This is a genomic window from Parabacteroides sp. APC149_11_2_Y6, from assembly GCF_054506995.1.
Genome location: NZ_CP173709.1, coordinates 4,955,216 through 4,975,977, shown reverse-complemented (window position 1 = coordinate 4,975,977; position 20,762 = coordinate 4,955,216). Strand labels below are relative to the sequence as shown.

The 20,762-nt window shown below is 39.4% G+C and carries 19 protein-coding genes; 6 read left to right on the top strand and 13 right to left on the bottom strand.

The features are described from left to right. Positions 1-69: 69 nt before the first annotated feature. The gene (locus ACGE0T_RS20295; protein ID WP_459188385.1) at positions 70-912 is read left to right on the top strand and encodes a helix-turn-helix domain-containing protein; all 843 of its coding nucleotides are present in this window, start codon (positions 70-72) and stop codon (positions 910-912) included. A 5-nt stretch (positions 913-917) separates the two neighbouring features. Here the strand turns inward: ACGE0T_RS20295 and ACGE0T_RS20290 are convergent, their stop codons facing one another. From ACGE0T_RS20290 to ACGE0T_RS20260, 7 genes are all read right to left on the bottom strand, one after another. Next, positions 918-2,456: a YifB family Mg chelatase-like AAA ATPase gene (locus ACGE0T_RS20290; RefSeq protein ID WP_459188384.1), complete on the bottom strand. Its 1,539-nt coding sequence runs from the start codon at positions 2,454-2,456 to the stop codon at positions 918-920. Between the two features lie 38 nt (positions 2,457-2,494). Then, on the bottom strand, positions 2,495-3,601 hold the full coding sequence (locus tag ACGE0T_RS20285) for a redoxin domain-containing protein (protein ID WP_459188383.1): 1,107 nt from the start codon (positions 3,599-3,601) through the stop codon (positions 2,495-2,497). Between the two features lie 152 nt (positions 3,602-3,753). Beyond that, a complete protein-coding gene (pckA, locus tag ACGE0T_RS20280) occupies positions 3,754-5,361 on the bottom strand; it encodes a phosphoenolpyruvate carboxykinase (ATP) (RefSeq protein ID WP_459188382.1) in 1,608 nt (535 codons plus the stop codon). Between the two features lie 357 nt (positions 5,362-5,718). Continuing rightward, entirely contained in the window at positions 5,719-6,735 is a 1,017-nt protein-coding gene (locus ACGE0T_RS20275; protein ID WP_459188381.1) for a 2-oxoacid:ferredoxin oxidoreductase subunit beta, read from the bottom strand. Positions 6,736-6,738: 3 nt separating this feature from the next. Next, positions 6,739-8,592, bottom strand: a complete 1,854-nt coding sequence (locus ACGE0T_RS20270; RefSeq protein ID WP_459188380.1) for a 2-oxoacid:acceptor oxidoreductase subunit alpha — start codon at positions 8,590-8,592, stop codon at positions 6,739-6,741. Positions 8,593-8,681: 89 nt separating this feature from the next. Further along, positions 8,682-9,896 (bottom strand): alanine dehydrogenase, encoded by a 1,215-nt coding sequence (locus tag ACGE0T_RS20265; protein ID WP_459188379.1) that lies wholly within the window; start codon positions 9,894-9,896, stop codon positions 8,682-8,684. A gap of 5 nt (positions 9,897-9,901) precedes the next feature. Beyond that, positions 9,902-10,426: a shikimate kinase gene (locus tag ACGE0T_RS20260; protein ID WP_459188378.1), complete on the bottom strand. Its 525-nt coding sequence runs from the start codon at positions 10,424-10,426 to the stop codon at positions 9,902-9,904. A gap of 72 nt (positions 10,427-10,498) precedes the next feature. Here ACGE0T_RS20260 and ACGE0T_RS20255 point away from each other — a divergent pair, with 72 nt between their 5' ends. Next, complete coding sequence (locus ACGE0T_RS20255; RefSeq protein WP_459188377.1) at positions 10,499-11,542, top strand: hypothetical protein; 1,044 nt, start codon at positions 10,499-10,501, stop codon at positions 11,540-11,542. On the opposite strand, the gene ACGE0T_RS20250 is transcribed toward ACGE0T_RS20255, so the two are convergent. Then, entirely contained in the window at positions 11,529-11,918 is a 390-nt protein-coding gene (locus ACGE0T_RS20250; RefSeq protein ID WP_459188376.1) for a GtrA family protein, read from the bottom strand. The two genes, ACGE0T_RS20255 and ACGE0T_RS20250, sit on opposite strands and share 14 nt — an antisense overlap. Then, a complete protein-coding gene (locus tag ACGE0T_RS20245; RefSeq protein WP_459188375.1) occupies positions 11,919-13,532 on the bottom strand; it encodes a glycosyltransferase family 39 protein in 1,614 nt (537 codons plus the stop codon). Between the two features lie 239 nt (positions 13,533-13,771). On the opposite strand from ACGE0T_RS20245, the gene ACGE0T_RS20240 reads away from it, so the two are divergent. The 4 genes from ACGE0T_RS20240 to ACGE0T_RS20225 all read left to right on the top strand — a co-directional run bounded on the left by ACGE0T_RS20240 (position 13,772) and on the right by ACGE0T_RS20225 (position 17,403). Continuing rightward, positions 13,772-14,410 carry a ribonuclease H1 domain-containing protein gene (locus tag ACGE0T_RS20240; protein WP_459188374.1) on the top strand — a complete coding sequence of 213 codons (639 nt, stop codon included), beginning with the start codon at positions 13,772-13,774 and terminating at the stop codon, positions 14,408-14,410. 128 nt (positions 14,411-14,538) lie between these two features. Continuing rightward, complete coding sequence (locus ACGE0T_RS20235; protein ID WP_459188373.1) at positions 14,539-15,477, top strand: class I SAM-dependent methyltransferase; 939 nt, start codon at positions 14,539-14,541, stop codon at positions 15,475-15,477. A gap of 10 nt (positions 15,478-15,487) precedes the next feature. Beyond that, positions 15,488-16,285: a DUF5672 family protein gene (locus ACGE0T_RS20230; RefSeq protein ID WP_459188372.1), complete on the top strand. Its 798-nt coding sequence runs from the start codon at positions 15,488-15,490 to the stop codon at positions 16,283-16,285. After that, positions 16,282-17,403, top strand: a complete 1,122-nt coding sequence (locus tag ACGE0T_RS20225) for a glycosyltransferase family 4 protein (protein WP_459188371.1) — start codon at positions 16,282-16,284, stop codon at positions 17,401-17,403. The genes ACGE0T_RS20230 and ACGE0T_RS20225 overlap by 4 nt, the downstream gene beginning before the upstream one ends. On the opposite strand, the gene ACGE0T_RS20220 is transcribed toward ACGE0T_RS20225, so the two are convergent. From ACGE0T_RS20220 to ACGE0T_RS20205, 4 genes are read right to left on the bottom strand one after another with little or no spacing between them, the layout of a single operon-like run. Continuing rightward, positions 17,388-18,320 (bottom strand): lipopolysaccharide kinase InaA family protein, encoded by a 933-nt coding sequence (locus tag ACGE0T_RS20220; protein ID WP_459188370.1) that lies wholly within the window; start codon positions 18,318-18,320, stop codon positions 17,388-17,390. The two genes, ACGE0T_RS20225 and ACGE0T_RS20220, sit on opposite strands and share 16 nt — an antisense overlap. 14 nt (positions 18,321-18,334) lie before the next feature. Further along, the gene (locus ACGE0T_RS20215) at positions 18,335-19,381 is read right to left on the bottom strand and encodes a glycosyltransferase family 9 protein (RefSeq protein WP_459188369.1); all 1,047 of its coding nucleotides are present in this window, start codon (positions 19,379-19,381) and stop codon (positions 18,335-18,337) included. Continuing rightward, positions 19,381-19,986, bottom strand: a complete 606-nt coding sequence (locus ACGE0T_RS20210) for a DUF4254 domain-containing protein (protein ID WP_459188368.1) — start codon at positions 19,984-19,986, stop codon at positions 19,381-19,383. Before ACGE0T_RS20210 ends, ACGE0T_RS20215 begins: the two co-directional genes overlap by 1 nt. Positions 19,987-20,036: 50 nt before the next feature. After that, on the bottom strand, positions 20,037-20,720 hold the full coding sequence (locus tag ACGE0T_RS20205; RefSeq protein WP_459188367.1) for a response regulator transcription factor: 684 nt from the start codon (positions 20,718-20,720) through the stop codon (positions 20,037-20,039). Between the last annotated feature and the right edge of the window lie 42 nt (positions 20,721-20,762).

Below are 20,762 nucleotides of genomic sequence, written 5' to 3'. Positions count from 1 at the left end.
TTTTTAGAACATTCCGGTTATCTTTATCAAAATCCACTTATCTTTGTAAACATTAAAATACTCTTCTATATGGAAAATGACATACCCAAAATAGATCTTCCTGATGACATGATTATCGGAACGGATATTAGCAGAGAGATACTCAGTTTGTATACCAATTATCCATGTCGCTTAAAGGCGGAAATATTTGTATTGTGCATGCAGGGAGAAATAGAAGCATCAATAAATTTAAACAGAATCAATGTTAAAGCTTTTGATTTTGTTACAATCTTACCAGGAAGTATTTTTCAGATACATAAAGTTGAAGGAGACCTAAAAATATACTTTATGGGATATTCTTCCGAATTTCTAGAACATGTAAACATGTTAAAGACAGCCATGGATATGATTTATCTCATAAAAGAGAGACCCGTTATCTCTTTAAAAGAAAATGCGGCTTTGCTATTGGAGGACTATTTCTCTCTACTTATAAAAACATATGATTTTTGTAAAGTAAAACTGAGCCGTGAAATCACCTCCCATCTTTTTTCCGGCATGCACCTCGGAGTTGGCGCTATGTACAGAGATAAAGCTTACGTAAAGGCTCCACTTTCCAAAAGTGAACAAATTGCTAAGGAATTCGGGCAATTAGTGATGCAGAACTACAGCAAAGAGCGGAATGTTGCCTGGTATGCACGTAAATTAAATATCACCCATGCACATCTTTGTACTACCGTAAAGCAAGTAACAGGTAAAACCTGTATCGAAATCATTTCAGAAATGGTAATTATGGATGCGAAATCCCAATTAAAATCCACTGACTTATCAATACATGATATTGCTTATTCATTAAACTTTACGAACATGTCTTTTTTCGGTAAATATTTCAAACGGCATGTGGGGATGGGGCCTCTTGAATACAGAAAGAGCTAAATAAGCTACAATCCCCAGTTTTCCCTATCCAAATTACGATAGTTAATAGCTTCTGCAAGATGTCGGGCCTCAATATTGGAAGAAGCATCAAGGTCTGCGATTGTACGGGATACCTTAAGAATACGGTCATAAGCCCGAGCTGATAAATTTAATCGTAACATCGCCGTTTTCAATAATGCCAGTCCTGCTGCATCCGGAACGGCATATTGATGAAGTAGACGGGAAGTCATCTGTGCATTACAATAAACACCTTCATATGAAGAAAAACGCTCCTCCTGAATAGAGCGAGCACCTACAACCCGTTCCCGTATTGCAACACTTGGTTCCGATAAACGTTGCTCTGAAATTTTTTCAAAAGGGACAGGTACTACTTCAACCTGAATATCAATTCGATCCAGCAAAGGCCCAGATACTCGGTTCATATATTTCTGTACTGCTCCCGGAGAACAAAGACAAGGACGATCCGGATGATTATAATATCCGCAAGGGCAAGGATTCATCGAAGCAACCAACATAAAACTAGCTGGATACTCTACTGAAAAACGGGCTCTGGATACAGTAATTTTCCTGTCTTCCAAAGGTTGTCGCATCACTTCAAGGACACTACGGTTAAATTCCGGCAGCTCATCCAAGAAAAGTACTCCATTATGAGACAAACTAATCTCTCCGGGCTGAGGAAAAGCTCCCCCACCAACCATAGCCGCATTTGAAATCGTATGATGAGGGGAACGGAAAGGCCGCTGGATTATCAATGAAGTTTCCACTCCAATCTTACCTGCTACTGAATGTATCTTGGTCGTTTCCAATGATTCCTGCAAGGTAAAGGGAGGCAATATGGAAGGAAGCCGCTTGGCAAGCATTGATTTTCCACTCCCCGGAGGCCCTATCAAAATCAAATTATGTCCTCCTGCTGCAGCAACTTCCATCGCCCGCTTTACATTTTCCTGACCTTTTACATCCGAAAAATCCGAATCAAACAGGCATTGACGGGTATAAAATTCTTCACGCGTATTTACTATCACTGGTTGTAACTGCCTCTTACCTGCTATAAATTCAATGACTTCTTTAATTGTTTCAACTCCATACACATCCAAATCATTTACAACAGCAGCCTCACGGGCATTTTGCTTGGGGATAATTAATCCTTTAAATCCTTCTTCACGAGCTTTAATTGCTATTGGCAATGCTCCTTTAATAGGTAGAAGACTACCATCCAGAGATAACTCTCCCATCAAAAGGAAGCTGTCAAGTTGTGAGGCATCCAATTCCTCTGCCGCAGCGAGGATACCTATAGCAAGAGGAAGATCATAAGAAGAACCCTCTTTACGGATATCAGCCGGAGCCATATTAATAACAATCCGGTTACGAGGGAATTTATAACCACTTACCTGAAGAGCTGAAATGATCCGCTCGTGACTTTCGCGCACAGCAACATCAGGTAAGCCAACCAGAAAAAATTGAATCCCTTTTGTACAATTTACCTCTATAGTTATGATTGTAGCAGAGATGCCCTGCACAGCAGCAGCATAAGATTTAACTAACATGTCGGTTTTGGTTTATTTGGTTTACAGAAATCTATTTATTATTCCATCAGATTTTCCAAAGTTTGTTTCACTTCCACTCCATTATCTGTTTTCAGAACAATCTTACCTCCTTGATCTATTACATAACAACGAGGCAAAGCACTCACATTATACAGACTTAGCAACATTGCAGCCTGACCTGCCGAATCTGTAACTAAATTCCATGCAATGCTATCTTTAGCAAGTAAAGTCCGCACATCTTTCGGATTATCATCCAGACTCACAAGCAACATCGCCAATTTATCTTTTGGATATTTAGTCGCTATTTCATTCAATTGCAAGTTTTCAGTCTGGCATATATCACACCAAGGAGCAGTAAAAGTCAATAACAAATACTTTTCAGGGAAGGAGTCAAGGCTTACTGGAGTTCCAAACACATTCTTAACATTAAAATTCGGAGCTTCCGCCCCCAACTCGGTGCGTTTCGCCCTTGCACTATACTCTTCCAACTTCTTAACCAAATAAAAATCTTTTAAATCCGGACTAAGAATAGCCAAAAGCTCATCCAATTCACGGGTATCATCCGGATTTGTAAAGAATTTACTAATTAATACAACTGAGGCCTCCTCATTCGGATAGTCTTTTATATAAGACATAGTATGCTCTTCTAATTGATGATTTATATTGGCAAGCCGTGCTGCAACATCCGTATCTTCAATAGAATGGTCCAGGCTATCTTTACTGTCTTTATTTAAAATACGTATCAGATCTGTATGTTCTTTCAATAAAGGAGTTATCTCCTTCTTCATAGAAGTAAGTTGATCGTTAATACGACCTCCTTTTATCTGCAACAAAGAAGGGTAGGTTGCATCCCCTGCTATTGATACTTTCTCTCCTTTTTCCAAATAGACAGTAAACCATTCCGACTTATTTTCAATAAACAGCGTCAGTTCTTTAAAGTCGCCATCTCTCCGCTTAATCAAAAACTGTCCAGGTTTTTCACAGGTAATCGTATCAACAACTTTAACGTCATCATTTTCAAAAACGGCATAAACTGTCTGATCTTCCAGATTTTTCAGTTTCCCTTCAATCTGATAAGCCACATCTCCACCGCACGACGACAGAGAGACTATTATACCAATAATCAATAATAAACGTTTAACCATTGTACCTTTTATCCCACATTAACTGTAAATTCGGGGTAAAGTTAATAATAGATTTTAAATCATCCTAACATTTATGCTAAAATTTATGTATAAAATAAAAAAAGCGCAGAACCGAAATTCTGCGCTTTTTACTATATACTTTAATTTTCAAATTACAACTGAGGACCAGCAGCAACCAAAGCTTTACCAGCTTCGTTTCCTGTGAACTTAGCAAAATTCTTCTGGAAGCGTGCAGCCAAATCTTTAGCTTTTTCATCCCACTGAGCAGCCTCAGCATAAGTGTCACGAGGATCAAGGATCTTCGGATCAACACCAGGCAATGCTGTCGGAACTGTGAAATCGAAATACGGGATAACTTTAGTCGGAGCCTTGTCGATAGAACCGTCAAGGATAGCATCGATAATACCTCTTGTATCTTTAATAGAGATACGTTTGCCAGTACCATTCCAACCTGTGTTAACCAGATAAGCCTTAGCACCTGTCATTTCCATCTTCTTAACCAATTCTTCACCGTATTTTGTAGGATGCAATGACAAGAATGCAGCGCCGAAGCAAGCAGAGAATGTAGGAGTCGGCTCAGTAATACCACGTTCTGTACCAGCCAATTTAGCAGTAAAACCAGACAGGAAGTAATACTTAGTCTGTTCCGGAGTCAGGATAGAAACCGGAGGCAATACACCGAATGCATCAGCAGACAAGAAAATAACTTGTTTAGCGTGCGGGCCTTTAGAAATCGGCTTAACGATGTTTTCAATATGATAGATAGGATAAGAAACACGAGTGTTTTCTGTTACGCTCTTATCTGCGAAGTCGATCTTACCATCTGCTGCAACAGTAACGTTTTCAAGAAGAGCGTCACGTTTGATTGCATTGTAGATATCCGGTTCGCTATCTTTATCCAAATTAATAACTTTTGCATAGCAACCTCCTTCGAAGTTGAATACACCGTCGTTATCCCATCCGTGTTCGTCGTCACCGATCAACAGACGTTTCGGGTCAGTTGACAATGTAGTCTTACCTGTACCAGACAAACCGAAGAAAATAGCAGAGCTCTTACCTTCTTTATCTGTGTTAGCAGAACAGTGCATAGAAGCCATTCCCTGCAAAGGCAACAGATAGTTCATATAAGAGAACATACCTTTTTTCATTTCACCACCATACCAAGTATTCAGAATAACCTGAATCTTTTCTGTCAAATTGAATACAACTGCAGTTTCTGAGTTCAAGCCCAGTTCTTTGTAGTTTTCAACTTTAGCTTTAGAAGCATTCATGATAACGAAATCAGGTTCACCGAAATTAGCCAATTCTTCAGCTGACGGACGGATGAACATGTTTGTTACGAAATGAGCCTGCCAAGCAACTTCCATGATAAAACGCAGTTTCAGACGAGATGCAGGGTTTGCACCACAGAAAGCGTCAACAACGAATAATCTTTTGTTAGAAAGTTCTTTAACAGCCAAATCTTTAACAGCAGTCCAACACTTAGCGTCGACCGGCTTATTATCGTTTTTATATTCTTCGGAAGTCCACCATACAGTATTCTTTGTAGTATCATCCATTACAAAGAACTTGTCTTTAGGAGAACGACCAGTATAAACACCTGTCATTACGTTCACTGCGCCCAGTTCAGTCACCTGACCTTTTTCAAAGCCTTCCAAACCCGGCTTTGTTTCTTCAGCAAACAAAACATCATAAGACGGATTGTGTACGATTTCTGTAACACCTGTAATTCCGTACTTGCTTAAATCTAAATTAGCCATCTTGAATTAATTTAAATGATTGACTTTATATAACTTTTATCTCTCTCCTATTAAAACCACAAGGTAATCTCATCATTCATCTTCTTGCTGTTCCTTCACCTTGCTTAGCGCGGTACAAAAGTAATATAATTTTTCATAGCGCACACCCTATTAAGGAAATTTTTCAGTAATAATTACACTTTTCCATGCTATTAACACTATTCATTATCAAATTGCCAAGTGAAGTTTACAAATAAAGCCTGCCTATGCCTTATCAACATTCCAACAGGAGAATCAAGATGTTTATGAACAAAAAAAGTTGCAATGCCTGGCATAAATCTGCGGCATTGCAACTTTCAATATGTTATTTATTCCAACTTATTTCACTTCCCAGACTTCACCTTGCATTAAGAAGTCTTTCAGTTTACGAGTAGGATTCTTGGCTTGTACTTCTGCTATCTGTTGGTGAACAGCCTCGTCATAAACCGGGCTTTCAACATCACGAATAACACCTAAAGCAATAGGCATGTCTCCGTTCATCATGGCCAACATCATATGCAATGTATTGTCTTTTTCATATGCATCATGAACCAGAACATCATCTAAAGTGTAACCATCCTGACCAATTGTTACAGACTTTAGCTTCAAACCGTCCAACACGATACCTTTATCACTATTTGCACCATATACCATTTTCTCTCCATGACGCAGGAAAATAGTACGTTCTGCACGGACTTCTTTATCGGTTACTCCTTTGTGGATACCATCATTAAAGATTACGCAGTTAACCAGGACCTCTGTTACAGAAGCTCCTTTATGACGAGCAGAAGCCGCCAATATTTCTGTTGTATTCTTCAAATCCACGTCAATTGCACGAGCAAAGAAATTACCACGGGCACCCAGAGCCAGCTCTGCAGGAATAAACGGATCTTCCACTGTACCATATGGAGAACTCTTAGACACAAAACCACGCTCAGAAGTCGGAGAATATTGCCCTTTAGTCAAACCATATATCTTATTATTGAACAAAACAATATTCAAATCTATATTACGGCGCACGGCATGAATAAAATGATTGCCACCAATAGCCAGACAGTCACCATCGCCGGTAATCAACCACACACTCAAATCAGGACGTGCAGTCTTAACACCTGTTGCAATAGCTGCACCACGGCCATGAATTGTATGAAAACCATATGTGTTCATATAATAAGGCAGACGGGAAGAACACCCAATACCTGAGATAACAGCCATATTATGAGGAGCTACTCCTACTTCAGCCATTGCCTTATGTAAACAATTCAATACGGCATGGTCGCCACAACCCGGACACCAGCGTACATACTGATCGCTCTTATAATCTTTCGGTTGATATTTTATTTCTTCAGTTGTCATCTTTTAAGCCTCCAATATTTTAGTGAATTCCTCAACTAACCTTGCTACAACAAAAGGTTGCCCCTTCACACGGTTGAAACGATATGGATTGAATCCGCATACTTTACCACGCAAATAGTTGGCAAACTGTCCATTGTTCTGTTCGGCAACAACAACCTTTTTATATTTATGCAAAATTTCTTCTGTATTCTTAGGTAGCGGACTAATAAATTTAAAGTGAGCTAAAGCCACTTTCTTACCATTCCGACGCATAGATTCCATCGCTTCATAAAGATGCCCATATGTTCCACCCCATCCTACAATCAATAAGTCAGCATCTTCATCACCGATAATCTCCTGTTCCGGAATATAATCGGCAATCTTATCAATCTTGGCCTGACGGGTTGCAACCATCTTCTGGTGGTTCGCAGGATCTGTAGATATGGCACTCGTCTCATAATCTTTTTCCAAACCTCCCAAACGGTGAGCAAAACCTTCTGTGCCCGGGATTGCCCAGTAACGGACCAAGCTATCCTTATCCCGACGATAGGCTTTCCACACTTTCTCATCCTGATAATTAGATACATAATTCGGTTTAATTTCCGGATATTTATCTAAATCAGGCAATTTCCATGCAGTAGAACCATTTGCAATAAAAGCATCTGTCAACAGGATAACCGGAGTCATATGTTCTACGGCTAATTTACCAGACCAATAAGCTGCATCAAAACAATCTCCCGGAGTTGAAGCGGCAACCACAACCAAAGGGCTTTCACCGTTACGCCCGAAAACAGCCTGCATTAAATCGGTCTGCTCACTCTTTGTCGGCATGCCGGTAGAAGGACCGCCACGCTGCACATCAATAATAACCAATGGTATTTCAGCAATGACTGCCAATCCGATCGCCTCACTTTTCAATGCCAAGCCTGGTCCGGAAGTCGACGTGGCAGCCAGACAACCCGCAAAACTTGCACCGATAGAAGTACAAATACCGGCAATTTCATCCTCTGCCTGTACAGTAATTACTCCCAGATCTTTACGCTTCGACAATTCATGTAAAATATCAGTAGCAGGAGTAATAGGATAACTACCCAAGAACAACTGCAAACCAGACTTCTCTGCAGCAGCAATCAAACCATATGAAGTTGCTTTATTTCCATTAACATCAGTATAGAAACCCGGCTCAGCCTTTTTGCTCTCAATGCGATAAGTAGAAACAGAAGCATGGATATTATGTCCATAATTATAACCATCAGTTAAAGCTTTAATGTTCGCTTTGGCAATAACCGGCTTCTTGGCAAACTTGTTCTGAAGCATATTCATCGCTTCTTCCAGCGGGCGCTCGAATAACCAGCAAACCAAACCTAAAGCAAACATATTCTTGCAACGAAGTGCCGACTTATTATCCAAACCAAATTCTACAAGTCCATCTTTAACCATCGTCGAAATCGGAGCAGCAACTACTTGTACACCTCCCAAACCCAATTCTTTAAATGGATCATCGGTAGTAAACTGCGCTTTATCCAAATCATTTTTCAAGAAAGAATCCGTATCGATAACAACTATAGCATGAGGCTTTAGATGTTTTACATTCACTTTCAATGCAGCCGGATTCATTGCAACCAGCACATCAGCCTTATCACCAGGAGTAAAAATTTTACGAGATCCAAGATGAACCTGGAATCCTGATACACCACTCAGTGTTCCTTGTGGAGCACGAATTTCTGCCGGATAGTCGGGGAAAGTGGAAATTTCATTTCCGAACACTGCCGACAAATTTGAAAAGATTGTTCCGGTCAACTGCATGCCGTCTCCAGAGTCTCCGGAGAAACGAACTACAACCTCTTCCAAAGTTGTTACTTTTGTCTGTTCTGCCATAATATACGTTATTAGCTTAATCGCTTATTTGTATTTAAGATTGTTCGCAAAGTAAAGAATAAACTTTACGAGTTCAAAACTTTTATTCATTAAAACGCGGACAAGTATAAATCCAGATTATTAGATGATAAATTGAACCGATTGGAAACATAACCGTTCACCGGTTTTCCACAATACATATAAACACCATTTTTAAAACCACCGTTATTTTTTATCATCCCTTGTACCGCTCCCATATCACCCAACTCAAATAACATCGGGACAAAAATATTACTCAGAGCCATCGATGTGGTACGAGCCACATAATTACTGATATTTTGCTTACAATAATGAAGAACCCCATATTGTTCGAATATAGAAGGATCCGACGGACAAAGACAACAAGTTGTTTCAAAGCAACCTCCCTGATTAATTCGCAAATCTATAATCAAAGAGCCCCTTTTCATTATCCGAATCATATCTCCTGCAATAATATAGCGATGGCTTGTATTTATATAGCGCATAGCACCGATTACAACATCTGCACTCCGGAAAGCATTCTGTAATACATTCGGATGAAAAGTTGAAGTAAACAACCCCTGTCCTAACGTCTGCTGGATCATGCGCAATTTATTTATGTCATCATCAAAGACCTTAACCGAAGCGCCTAAAGCCATCGCTGCACGTGCAGCTACTGTTCCGGCATTACCAGCACCAATAATAACTACTTCTGTTGGTGATACGCCAGGTATTCCTCCTAATAATATGCCTTTTCCTCCTTGTGTATTACTCAACATTTCAGAAGCAATTGTGATGGAAGCTGCCCCTTCTATTTCGGATATTGCACTTAAAACCGGACAACGTTTCAGTTCATCGCATAAAAGCTCATAAGCAATTGCAGTAATACGCTTAGCAGCCATCAATTCAAACGCTTCCTGAGAAAACATATTAAATTGAATAGTGGAAAATAAAGTAGCACGTGGCTTCATCAAAACAATTTCTGCCGCCAAGGGGGGCAATATTTTCAATATAATATCTGCCTGATATACTTCAGCCGGAGTATCTACAATTTCCGCACCGGCCTCAGAATAGTGATTATCAGAATAATTAATACCTAACCCGGCCCCTGTTTCCACAAGGACATGATGTCCGCGCTCCGTAAGCATATCAACAGCTTCCGGAGTTAGAGCCAACCGGCGCTCTCCCTCATTCCGTTCACAAGGAATTCCGATCAGTAAACGATTATTCACTCTACTGATTTCTTCCAACAATTCTTTTGGGATATAAGCTCCCTGAACCTGTCTGCCTCCTCCTGTAGGTATCATAACAACTAACTCAATATTAAAATAAGTGATTCGGTAATAGTATATACATCCCGCTCTGTCATCATATTTTCTGCATCAAACACAAGGGAAGCTTTTGTATAGAAGGGTTCTCTCTTTTGCAAACTATCATCAATAAATTGTTTCAATTCATCCCCGGAACGTCCTTTTAATACAGGACGCGTTGTTTTACAGATTTCCAGGCGCTTAGCTAATTCGTCAACCGACACTTTCAGATAAACAGTCTTACCGGATTCATTCATAAAATCCATGTTATCGAAAAAACAAGGGGTTCCTCCTCCAGTCGAAACCAGAATATCCTCAAACATGGCCACTTCACGAAGCATTCTCCGCTCTATATCACGAAACTCGTCTTCCCCTCTTTCGGCAAAAAGTTGCCCCACCGTTTTATGATAACGACCTTCTATATAATGATCCAGATCTATAAACGACAGACCTAAACGTTCCGATAAGACTTTTCCCACAGTGGTTTTCCCGGCACCCATATAACCAATCAGAAATACACGTTTCATATTCAAGATGATTGTTTGCTACAAATGTATACTTTTTTCCTACCTTTGCGCAACTTTTTTAATCAAACATTTATGAAATTAAAAATTATAGGAATTCTTACTTTCCTCTGTACCGTAAATATCCACGCACAGGAAATTCTTTGGAATGTTGGCATGGAATCTGTATTTGACAATCGGGAATACAGTAGCGATTTTAACTTTTCCCAAACAATTTTCGGAGCAATTCTTTCTCCGGAAGTAGGCTTACGCTGGAACAATAACCACTCTTTGATGGTAGGCGCTCACGTTACATCTGAATTTGGAAGTGAAACAAAAGATATAACCGTAGATCCCGCTTTTTACTATAATTACAAAAACAACAAGTTTAACATATCAGCAGGCCTGGTTCCGTTCAGTCAGGTGATCGGAACTGAATCCCGTGCATTTTTCAGTGACTCTATCCGTTTTTATAAGAAAACAATCGGTGGGTTACTTCTACAATATATCAATGGAAAAAATTATGCTGAAATTTATTGCGATTGGGATGGACGCCAATCAGATACCAGACGTGAAAAATTTACAGTATACTCCTCTGGACGCATCACCAAAAACATATTATTTGCTACATATGAATTCTCCATGCACCACCACGCCGGTACAACAGCGGCAGACGGGGTTACAGATAATGTATGGATAAATCCGGCTATAGGCGTAGACCTAAGCCATAAACTCTGGCTGGACTCCCTCACTGTAAGTGCCGGATATCTTCAAAGTTTCCAGAATGATCGGAGTAATGTCGGATATTATGTAAAGCCCAAGGGGGCAGAAATCAATATCCGCGTTGAAAAATTTAATTTCGGGATACTGAATACTTTATTTTTAGGAGATAACATGATGCCTTATTACGGAATGTACGGCAGTAGCCTCTACTGGGGCGACTCTTTCTACTCGACTACCAACAATATCTACAACCGTGCCGAAATATACTGGATGCCTTTGAAGAAAAAGAACTTCAACCTGAAAGTAGCTTCTATCCATCATTATGACGGTAGTACATGGAGTTGGCAACAGTATGTCAAATTCTGTGTAAAAATAGACCAGAACATCTTTAAGAAAAAGAAAGTCAATCAAATGTGAAGAACAAATTCATAAAGAAATTCCAAACAGTAACAAGACCAATTGCGATTACTTTTGAAAAGTAGAAGTTCCATCTGAGTTTGTCGTTGAATAAATAGATAAACATATTATTCAGCCCCAATCCGATTACGGAAATGCCGACAAACAACAGGAACTGCGACATCACTTCTTCAGAATCGGACTCAAATGTCCACCACCTGTTCCACACATAATTGTTGATTGCAGCCAGCAAAAAACCGGAAGAGTTTGCGATATATTTATTAACTGCACATTTTTCTTTCAGCAACCAGGTTGTTGAAAAATCAATAATCATTCCGGTAAATCCTACAACACAAAATTTCACCAGTTTAACAAAAAGAGGGAGGAATGTATTCATCTATTTTTCAATTATTTCTATTTTCTGATAAGGACTATTATAAGGGATACATATAGAAGTTTTCAGTGATAATCCGAAAAGATATTCGGAATCAGGGACTACAGCCGGAACTACCGTCAACAAATCTCCTTCAATAGTTTCACCGGCCTTCAATATCCGAAGCTCAGGAGTACTAAAACAAGGACTTGTTGTTATTACATAATCCGGTCCGTTGTACACACTGCAAAACTCCACCGGCAGTTCTAAATGCTCCATATTTATATTATTCAAATATGGATTCATCATGGTATAATGAATCCGCAACGTATCTCCCACACGCACTTTATCCGGTACCCCGGAATAGCGAATACGTACCTGATTTGTCGTTTGTAAATGTTGAACTTTAAAACCGGAAAACTCCTTACCGTCTATATTATATTTTTTTGCACTCTCTATCTCCGAAAAAATAAAAGCTGCAGAATCCTGATACAATTTATCGAATCCCCAAATATCAAATTGAGTCGTCCTTGTCGAAGGAGAACTCACTGTAAAAGCCTCACGTCCTGTAAAAAAACGATATAAAGACGGGTCCTGGAATGAGCCGTCAAAAACTACAGGTAAAGAACCTGCCACTTTTTCTATTGCCAGATACCTTTTTTCTTTTCCATTTAAGGCAAATGATTCGGGTAAAATATTTGCTACCAGTAAAACACGAGCTACCAAAATTAAAGGAAGCGTCCACAAAATACTTTTCAGGAATATTTTCCCAAATCTCGCATCCTGTAAAGATGCTTTATATAAGACGATTATCATAGGCAGTGTGGCAACAACCGTCCAATGAGGTTCTACCCTGCCTTTAAGCGTCATAACCTGGAAAAAAAACAAAAAACCTACAATTAAAAAATACAATGCACGGTCAAAAAGCCCCTCCTGTTTTTTCTTTATCAGAACATAAAGAACTCCCGTCAAAGCAACCGGATTAAATACCACAAACTGCTCGGGAAAATATTTTAAAAGATTGATAAATACGAAACCTTCACTTCTCCCCACTAAATGATATCTGAAACTGGGAAAATTATTCGAAACCTGCCAATAGATATGAGGCAGAAACAAAAGTATCGTTGCAAATACACAAAACCAGAATTTAGGTTTCAACAACAGACGAAGATTAGACAACACCACGAATCCAATCACCAGTACAGCATGGTATTTACTATAAAACATACCTACCATACTCAAAGTAAGGAACAATGTATTCTGCCAGCTTTCCTTTTCCAGAAACCTCTTGTAAAAAAATAAAAATGCAGCGGCAAAGAACAAAAGGGGACCATCCGGTGTTGTTATAAACCCATAAGCCGAGAACATAATAAACGATGTGGCTATTGCAAAAAATGAAAGGACATGCAATACGCTTTTCTTTCCGGGAAGCATCTTCCATATTATCCAAACAGTACCGGCATGCATCAACACATTGATAAAACGAACCGATAAGTTACCTGAAAACAAACATTTACTAAGGAAATTTATTAATGCTACCATCGGAGGATGGTCATAATAGCCCCATGCCAGATATTGCCCATACAGAGCATAATATGCCTCATCAGACATGACTTCCATATGAATAGCTTGCAACATATCACAAAATATCCATATAAATAAAAGTATCCAAAACAATCTGTCTGCCTTGTTTATTCCTGATGTATCCCTGATAGTTTTTGCTATTGCCACAATATCCCTCTCTTGTATATTTTACCCACAAAGGTAATTTTTTTCATTGTAAAAAAAACGATTCCACGAATTTATCCCGGCAGATGTTCTTAGTAATAACTAAGTTGTCATTATCTTTGCTTTCTATTTTCATTATAAATAACCGGATGGCAAAAAATAAATATTATGTAGTATGGAAAGGGCTTAACCCTGGTATTTACGACAACTGGGCTGAATGTAAAATGCAGGTAGACGGACAGGAAAGCGCTAAATACAAATCCTTTGAGACTCGTGACGATGCGGTAGAAGCATTTGAAAAAGGATATGCCCAATACCTAAAAAATGCGTCGTCCGGTAAAGCGGCTTCCAATTTGTTATCCCCTGCTCCCCCTATAGGAAAACCTATTAATGAAAGCATCGCTGTTGATGCTGCCTGCAGCGGAAATCCAGGGGACATGGAATACAGGGGAGTATATACGGCAACCGGACAAGAAATATTCCATATCGGCCCCCTAAAAAAAGGGACAAACAATGTAGGTGAATTTTTAGCACTCGTACATGGATTAGCTCTTTTAAAACAAAAGGGAAGCGATCTGCCTGTTTACTCCGACAGCCGAAATGCTATCAGTTGGGTAAAAAAGAAAAAATGCAAAACCCTTCTGGAACGTGTCCCTGAAAACGAAGTGATATTCGATCTGATCGAACGTGCCGAAAAATGGTTGAATACCAACACCTACACAACTACAATATTAAAATGGGAAACATCTGTCTGGGGAGAAATACCGGCAGATTTCGGAAGAAAGTAAATTTTACCATATATTTATAAATAAACATTATACTTCTATGCGAATATTTAAAGTTCTCCCCCGAAAGCCGATTTATTATACTACTTTTGTACTTATAAATATTTTTCATTTACTTTTTTATATTAAAGATGAAATATCAATGCAGTATTTGTAACAATACTCAAAATAACACCTCTTTCACCGCCCGAGAAATGATGTTTGGGACAAGAGACGAGTTCACCTATTTCAAATGTCCCGTATGCGGTTGTCTACAAATAGCCGATATACCAGACAATCTGGACAAATACTATCCAGACAACTATTACTCATATCAACAAAAGAAAACATCGGGATTAGATACTGTGACCAACAGTCTTATCAGAATCTCTATCGGACTTCGACTGGATAAAATACTACCCGTCCATTATTTATCTTCCAAATACCGAAAATATCACCAATACCACAAGCTCTGGTTAAAAGACTGCTATAAAAATGCCCCAATACTGGATATCGGCTGTGGAAAAGGCACTTTATTAAAGTTGTTGCATATTTATGGATTCAAAAATTTAACAGGAATAGATCCTTTCATTAATGAAAACTTCTCATACAAGAATGGCATAAACATCTACAAAAAAGATATTTTCAGCCTTGACAGGCAATATGACCTGGTTATGTTTCATCATGCTTTTGAGCATATGCCCGATCCGCATCAAGTCTTCTCCCAACTAAACAAAATCGTTACGAACAATGGACGCATTCTAATCCGTATTCCCGTTGCCGACGGATACGCCTGGAGAAAGTATCGGATGGACTGGTTTCAGGTAGACGCTCCTCGCCATTTATTCCTACATACGGTAAATAGTATTGCTTTATTGGCAGAAAAACACGAACTGGCCATCGAGTCCATCCACTATGACTCCAAATACCATCAAATTGCCATATCGGAACAATATGCAAGAAACATACCGGCCTCTCAAATGCCCAAGCTCTCTTTAAAAGAAAAATGTGCTTTTAAGAAAAAAGCAAAAGAATTAAACTCGTTGCATGATGGAGATCAAGCCTGTTTTATTCTAAAAAAGAAAATTTAAATCGACACAAATGGATACAGTAGTCATCATCATCCCAATTTATAGAGTTGCACTAAACGAATTCGAACAAATTGCTTTGCAACAATGCATATCCGTATTAGGGCATTATCCAATCGTTTTCATTGCTCCTAAATCCCTGCACACAAAAGAATTGGAACAAACATACGGCATTCATACCGTTATTCGCTTTAAAGATGACTATTTCAGAGGATTGGATGGTTACAACCACCTAATGTTGAGTTCCGAATTTTACGAACGTTTCCTCCAGTATCGCTATTTGCTCATCTACCAAACCGATGCTTATGTCTTTTCCGACAAACTCAGGGAATGGTGTGACAAAGGATACGATTACATAGGCGCCCCCTGGATCCCTTCCGCCAAATACAACCGGATACTAAATAGAAAAGAACTTGCCATCAGCCAGTTCTTTTCGCGTTTGTTTTCAGTCCATAACGCCCGGAGCAACTATTTTCAAACAGGAAACGGTGGTTTTTCTCTGAGGAATACAAATATTTGTTACCAGGTTACCCTTTCCAATCAAAAAGACATATCCCAATTTCTCAAACAAACATCTTCTCATTACGGAGAAGACGTCTATTGGGGTATTCATGCCAACAGAAAAAAAAGACAACTATATGTTCCTGATTACAAAGAGGCTTTGAGTTTTGCATTTGAGAATCACCCCCAACTTCTTTATCAAAAAAACCATGAACAATTACCCTTCGGAGCACATGCTTGGTATAAAGGGGATCGGTTAAATTTCTGGAGACCGTTTATTCCACAACTTGCTAAAATTGAGAAGTTATGAAAATTGCTTTCGACGCAAAACGAATTACCCATAATTCCACCGGATTGGGTAATTATGGAAGATATATCATAGATATCTTATCTCACTACTACCCAATGAACGAGTATCATTTATATACTCCAGGAGAAGGGAAAGAAAGTCTGAAGAACAAGCTTCCGAAAGGGAATAACATAACCTATCATTATCCCGAAGGTATAAACTCGTTCCTCAAGCCCATATGGCGTTCTTTCGGCATTGCTAACGATTTGAAAAAGCAAAAACCGGACATTTATCACGGACTAAGCAATGAACTTCCGTTTGGCTTGAAGAAAGCAGGAATCCCATCCCTTGTAACAATTCACGATCTCATTTTTGTCCGTTTTCCTGAATTTTATAAACCGATAGACCGTACAATCTACAACTACAAATTCAGAAAAGCCTGTGAATTGGGAGACCGTGTGATTGCCGTTAGCGAGATGACACGGCAAGACATTATTAAATATTACCATATTCCCGAAAATAAAATAGATGTCGTATATCAGGGATGTGCCCCACTATTCCTGAAACAAGCCTCTTCGGAAGAACGACAACGGGTTACAGATAAATACAATCTTCCAACACATTATATTTTATATGTGGGCAGTATCGAAGAGAGAAAAAATCTATTGCTCATTGTGAAAGCCCTGCATAAACTGAATAAAGATATCCGTCTGATAGCTATCGGTAAAAGGACTCCTTATACCGAAATAGTGGAAAACTATATCAAGGAGAACAAAATGGAAAAGCAAGTCACTTTGCTGAACAATATCCCTTACGAAGACTTACCCATTTTCTATCAACTTGCCAGCCTGTTTATTTATCCCTCTTTCTTTGAAGGATTTGGGATTCCGATTATAGAAGCCCTGCATTCCAACATTCCCGTTATCGCAGCAACCGGTTCCTGCCTGGAAGAAGCCGGAGGACCGGATTCCCTTTACGTCAATCCAAATGATACGAACGATTTAAGCGAGAAGATAGACTGGGTACTTTCCACTCCTTCTGTTTCTGATAGAATGAAAGCGGCAGGCAAAGAGTATGTAAAACGTTTTACCGATAAACAAATAGCAGACGATCTAATGGAAGTTTACGGCAAACTATAATGAAATTTGCGATCTAACACTCTCCGTTCATCCACCGGATAAATGTAATCGAGATACAGGTCGCGCTCTTTATTATAAAGGGCTCCTTGCGAACGGCCTCCCAACAATAAGCGAATGCGGAGAAGAAGCAAATAGTACTGTACAGGTCCGAATAATGAACGGAACTTTCCTTTTTTCCGCTTAACGGATTTAATCGCTTCTTTTATTGTCCGTTTAAAGAAAAAACGGTCACTATATTCATTTATTTTACGGATAGTTTCCTCTTTGTCCAAAGAACAACATTCTGCATACATTCCGGCAAGACGGGTTGAAACTTCGGGGGAAAGAGCCAACCGGTCAAAATTACGTAATGCATTTTCCGTTGATACCTTCTGGAAACGTAAACGGTTTATATCTATAACGGTAAAAGCATATCCACCATCCACTGTCTTTTTTACCAATATATTTCCGGGTGAATAATCGATATGTAGAATGCCTGCGCGATGAAGGTCTGCTGTAAAATGCACAAAACTGCGCAATAAATCATCGGCCTGTAAATTAGAACCGTCCATAAAACTACGGACAGTCATCGCTTCTGCCTCATTGATACAACAATAATAGCTTCGGTTCAGCAAACCCAATTTATATTCTTCAATATAAGCAATTGGCTCCGGAGTATTGCCTCCTCGCTCCAGTATCTCCATCCCATATTCATAAGAACGGGAAGCTTTAGACTTACGGAAAAAGGTATAGGCAATCCGGTTAATAAAAATAGGAACCCTGAAACTTTTTATCACCAGGTTTACACCTTGTACCTGATAACTTTTCAAAACATTCCGCTCATTATAGATAATAGTTCCTTCTTCCGAAAAATGTTCCGGTAAGCTGGTTATAAAATCCTTAAGAAATTCATATTTAGGGTTTATAACGATCTTCATGTTTGACGTATATATTATGAATGCGGTGCAACCTCCTTCAGCAGGATATTCACCTTATTGATAATCATATCGGGAGTTATTAATTTCATACAAGCCCAATCTCCACGGAAACAGGGTTTCTCTCCGAATACGGAACAAGGGCGACAAGAAAGTCCCGCCTGAATAATATTTGCCGGGTCTTGGCGGTAACCATAAAAACCGGCATAAGGATGAGTAGCCCCCCAGATAGAAACAACCTTCGTTCCCACCAACGAAGCAAAGTGCATATTTGCAGAATCCATACAAATAAGCACATCCAGTTTACTGATAAGTGCCAGTTCTTTATCCAAAGAATAACACCCTACCACACTTTTCACCCGGGGATATTGGAAAGCCCATTCTCCCATCACAGCCTCTTCATACCCTTTTCCTCCAAAAAGGAAAATTGTATAATCTTCATGTTCCGAAAGCTGTGCTACAACTTCTTCCATTTCATCCGTAGAATAAATTTTTCCCCGATGTTTGGCAAAAGGAGCAATACCAATCCATTTCCCGGCTTTCTTTCCTATTTCTTCTTCCAGGAAAGAAATATCAGCCGGATGATTTTCATATAAAGAAGTAAATGTCTCTGTATAATTCAGCCCTGCGACACGAAAAACATCCGCATATCGTTCTATTACCGGACGTAAGGGGAAAACATCCCTTTTATCCCGGGAAGTAAGTTGCTTCCGCTCTTTCCGGGCTTTATCCACAACATAGACTTTCTTTCCGCTTAACTTGAAAAAACTGCGGAGAATCATGCTGCGAATTACATCATGCAAATCCAATACGACATCAAAATCATACTTCACCAATGCAGATGCGAATTTAAGCAAGCCCATAAGACCCTTCTCCGCTCCTTTAGTATTAATTCCGATAACCTCCACATTTTTCGGGCGGTTCATAAAAACCGGAATTAGAAATACCTGGGTAAGCACAGTAAAATTATCTTGGGGATTCGCTTTGGCTGCCGAATAAATAACCGGAACAGTCATTGCTACATCCCCTATAGCAGAGAGACGTATTACTAATATATTTGCCATTATTTTTTCCCGTACAACACCGGATTCAAAGCCGGGTCATTATACATCTTCATTTGCTTATATACCTTCATATATTTACGACCGGCTTCAATATCTGCCAATAACTGATTGAGAGCCGTAGAAAGATCTTTTCTTTGTTCCAGCAAAACAGCCAGTTTCTCTTCACAGCGAGCCTTATGTTCCGCATCGGCATCCGGACGGTTCACTTCCTGCTGCATATGATATATTTTCAGAATCAGAATAGAAAGGCGATCTACCGCCCAAGCAGGACTTTCTGTGTTGATTGTTGCATCCGGCAAGACTTTTGCTTCCTTGTACTTATCCAGAAAAAAACTATCTATCAATTCCACCAAATCCGTACGGTCCTGATTGGATTTGTCTATACGCCGCTTAATAGCCACAGCCTCAACAGGGTCAATGGCAGGATTACGGATAATATCTTCCAGATGCCATTGCACTGCATCAATCCAATTCTTCAGGTAAAGATAAAACTCGATGCTCTTTACCTCATACGGGTTGTGTATGGTAGCATCCACATGGTCGGTTACATGATAAGCATTTGTAGCCTGTTCAAATACATGGATACATTTTTCACTGAAATTCATATGCTTCTGTTTTTCTTTGTAATACTATTGTACAAAGATAACAAGATTTTTTATCCTTTCAGCATATATCCTTTTTTTGTAAGGGATGCAATCTCCACAGACAAATCATTCTTTAAAGCACGCCGCAAATAAGTTATCTGCACATTCAGGGCAAGTGAGTTTGCATATGATGCATACCCCCATACGGCATTCAGGATTACCTCGCGGGGAACTGCCGTATTCAAATTACTTACCAGGATACGAAGGATATCTGCCTGACGGGAAGTAACCAAGGTTTTACTGTTGCCTGTACGTATTTCATTGGTTGCATAGTTGAACACCGTATTTCCGAAAGAATACATCTCCTCTTCCGTTTCTACCGGAAACAGCTGTTCAAAACGATCCCGGATACGTGCCAACAGTTCTTCCGGATAAAAAGGCTTTGCCAGATAATCATTCCCTTTCAGGCTAAAGCCTTTCAAACGGTCGTTCTTATCAGAGCGGTCCGACAAGAAAAAAATCAGGACACGACGGTCACGTTCCCGTATCTTTTCCGCAACCTCGAATCCATTCAACCCGGGCATATTAATATCCAGCAAAACAAGGTCCGGCTTGACTATCGGAAATTGTTCCAAAGCCATCGTGCCATTTCCTGTATAGGTTACCTCATACCCTTCCTTCTCCAGATATATTTTCAGAAGAAGAGAATACTTCAGATCATCATCTGCAAACAATATTTTTAATGGAACTGCCATATATTACCTAATTCTATTTTTATATCATACCCCCAAAAGACT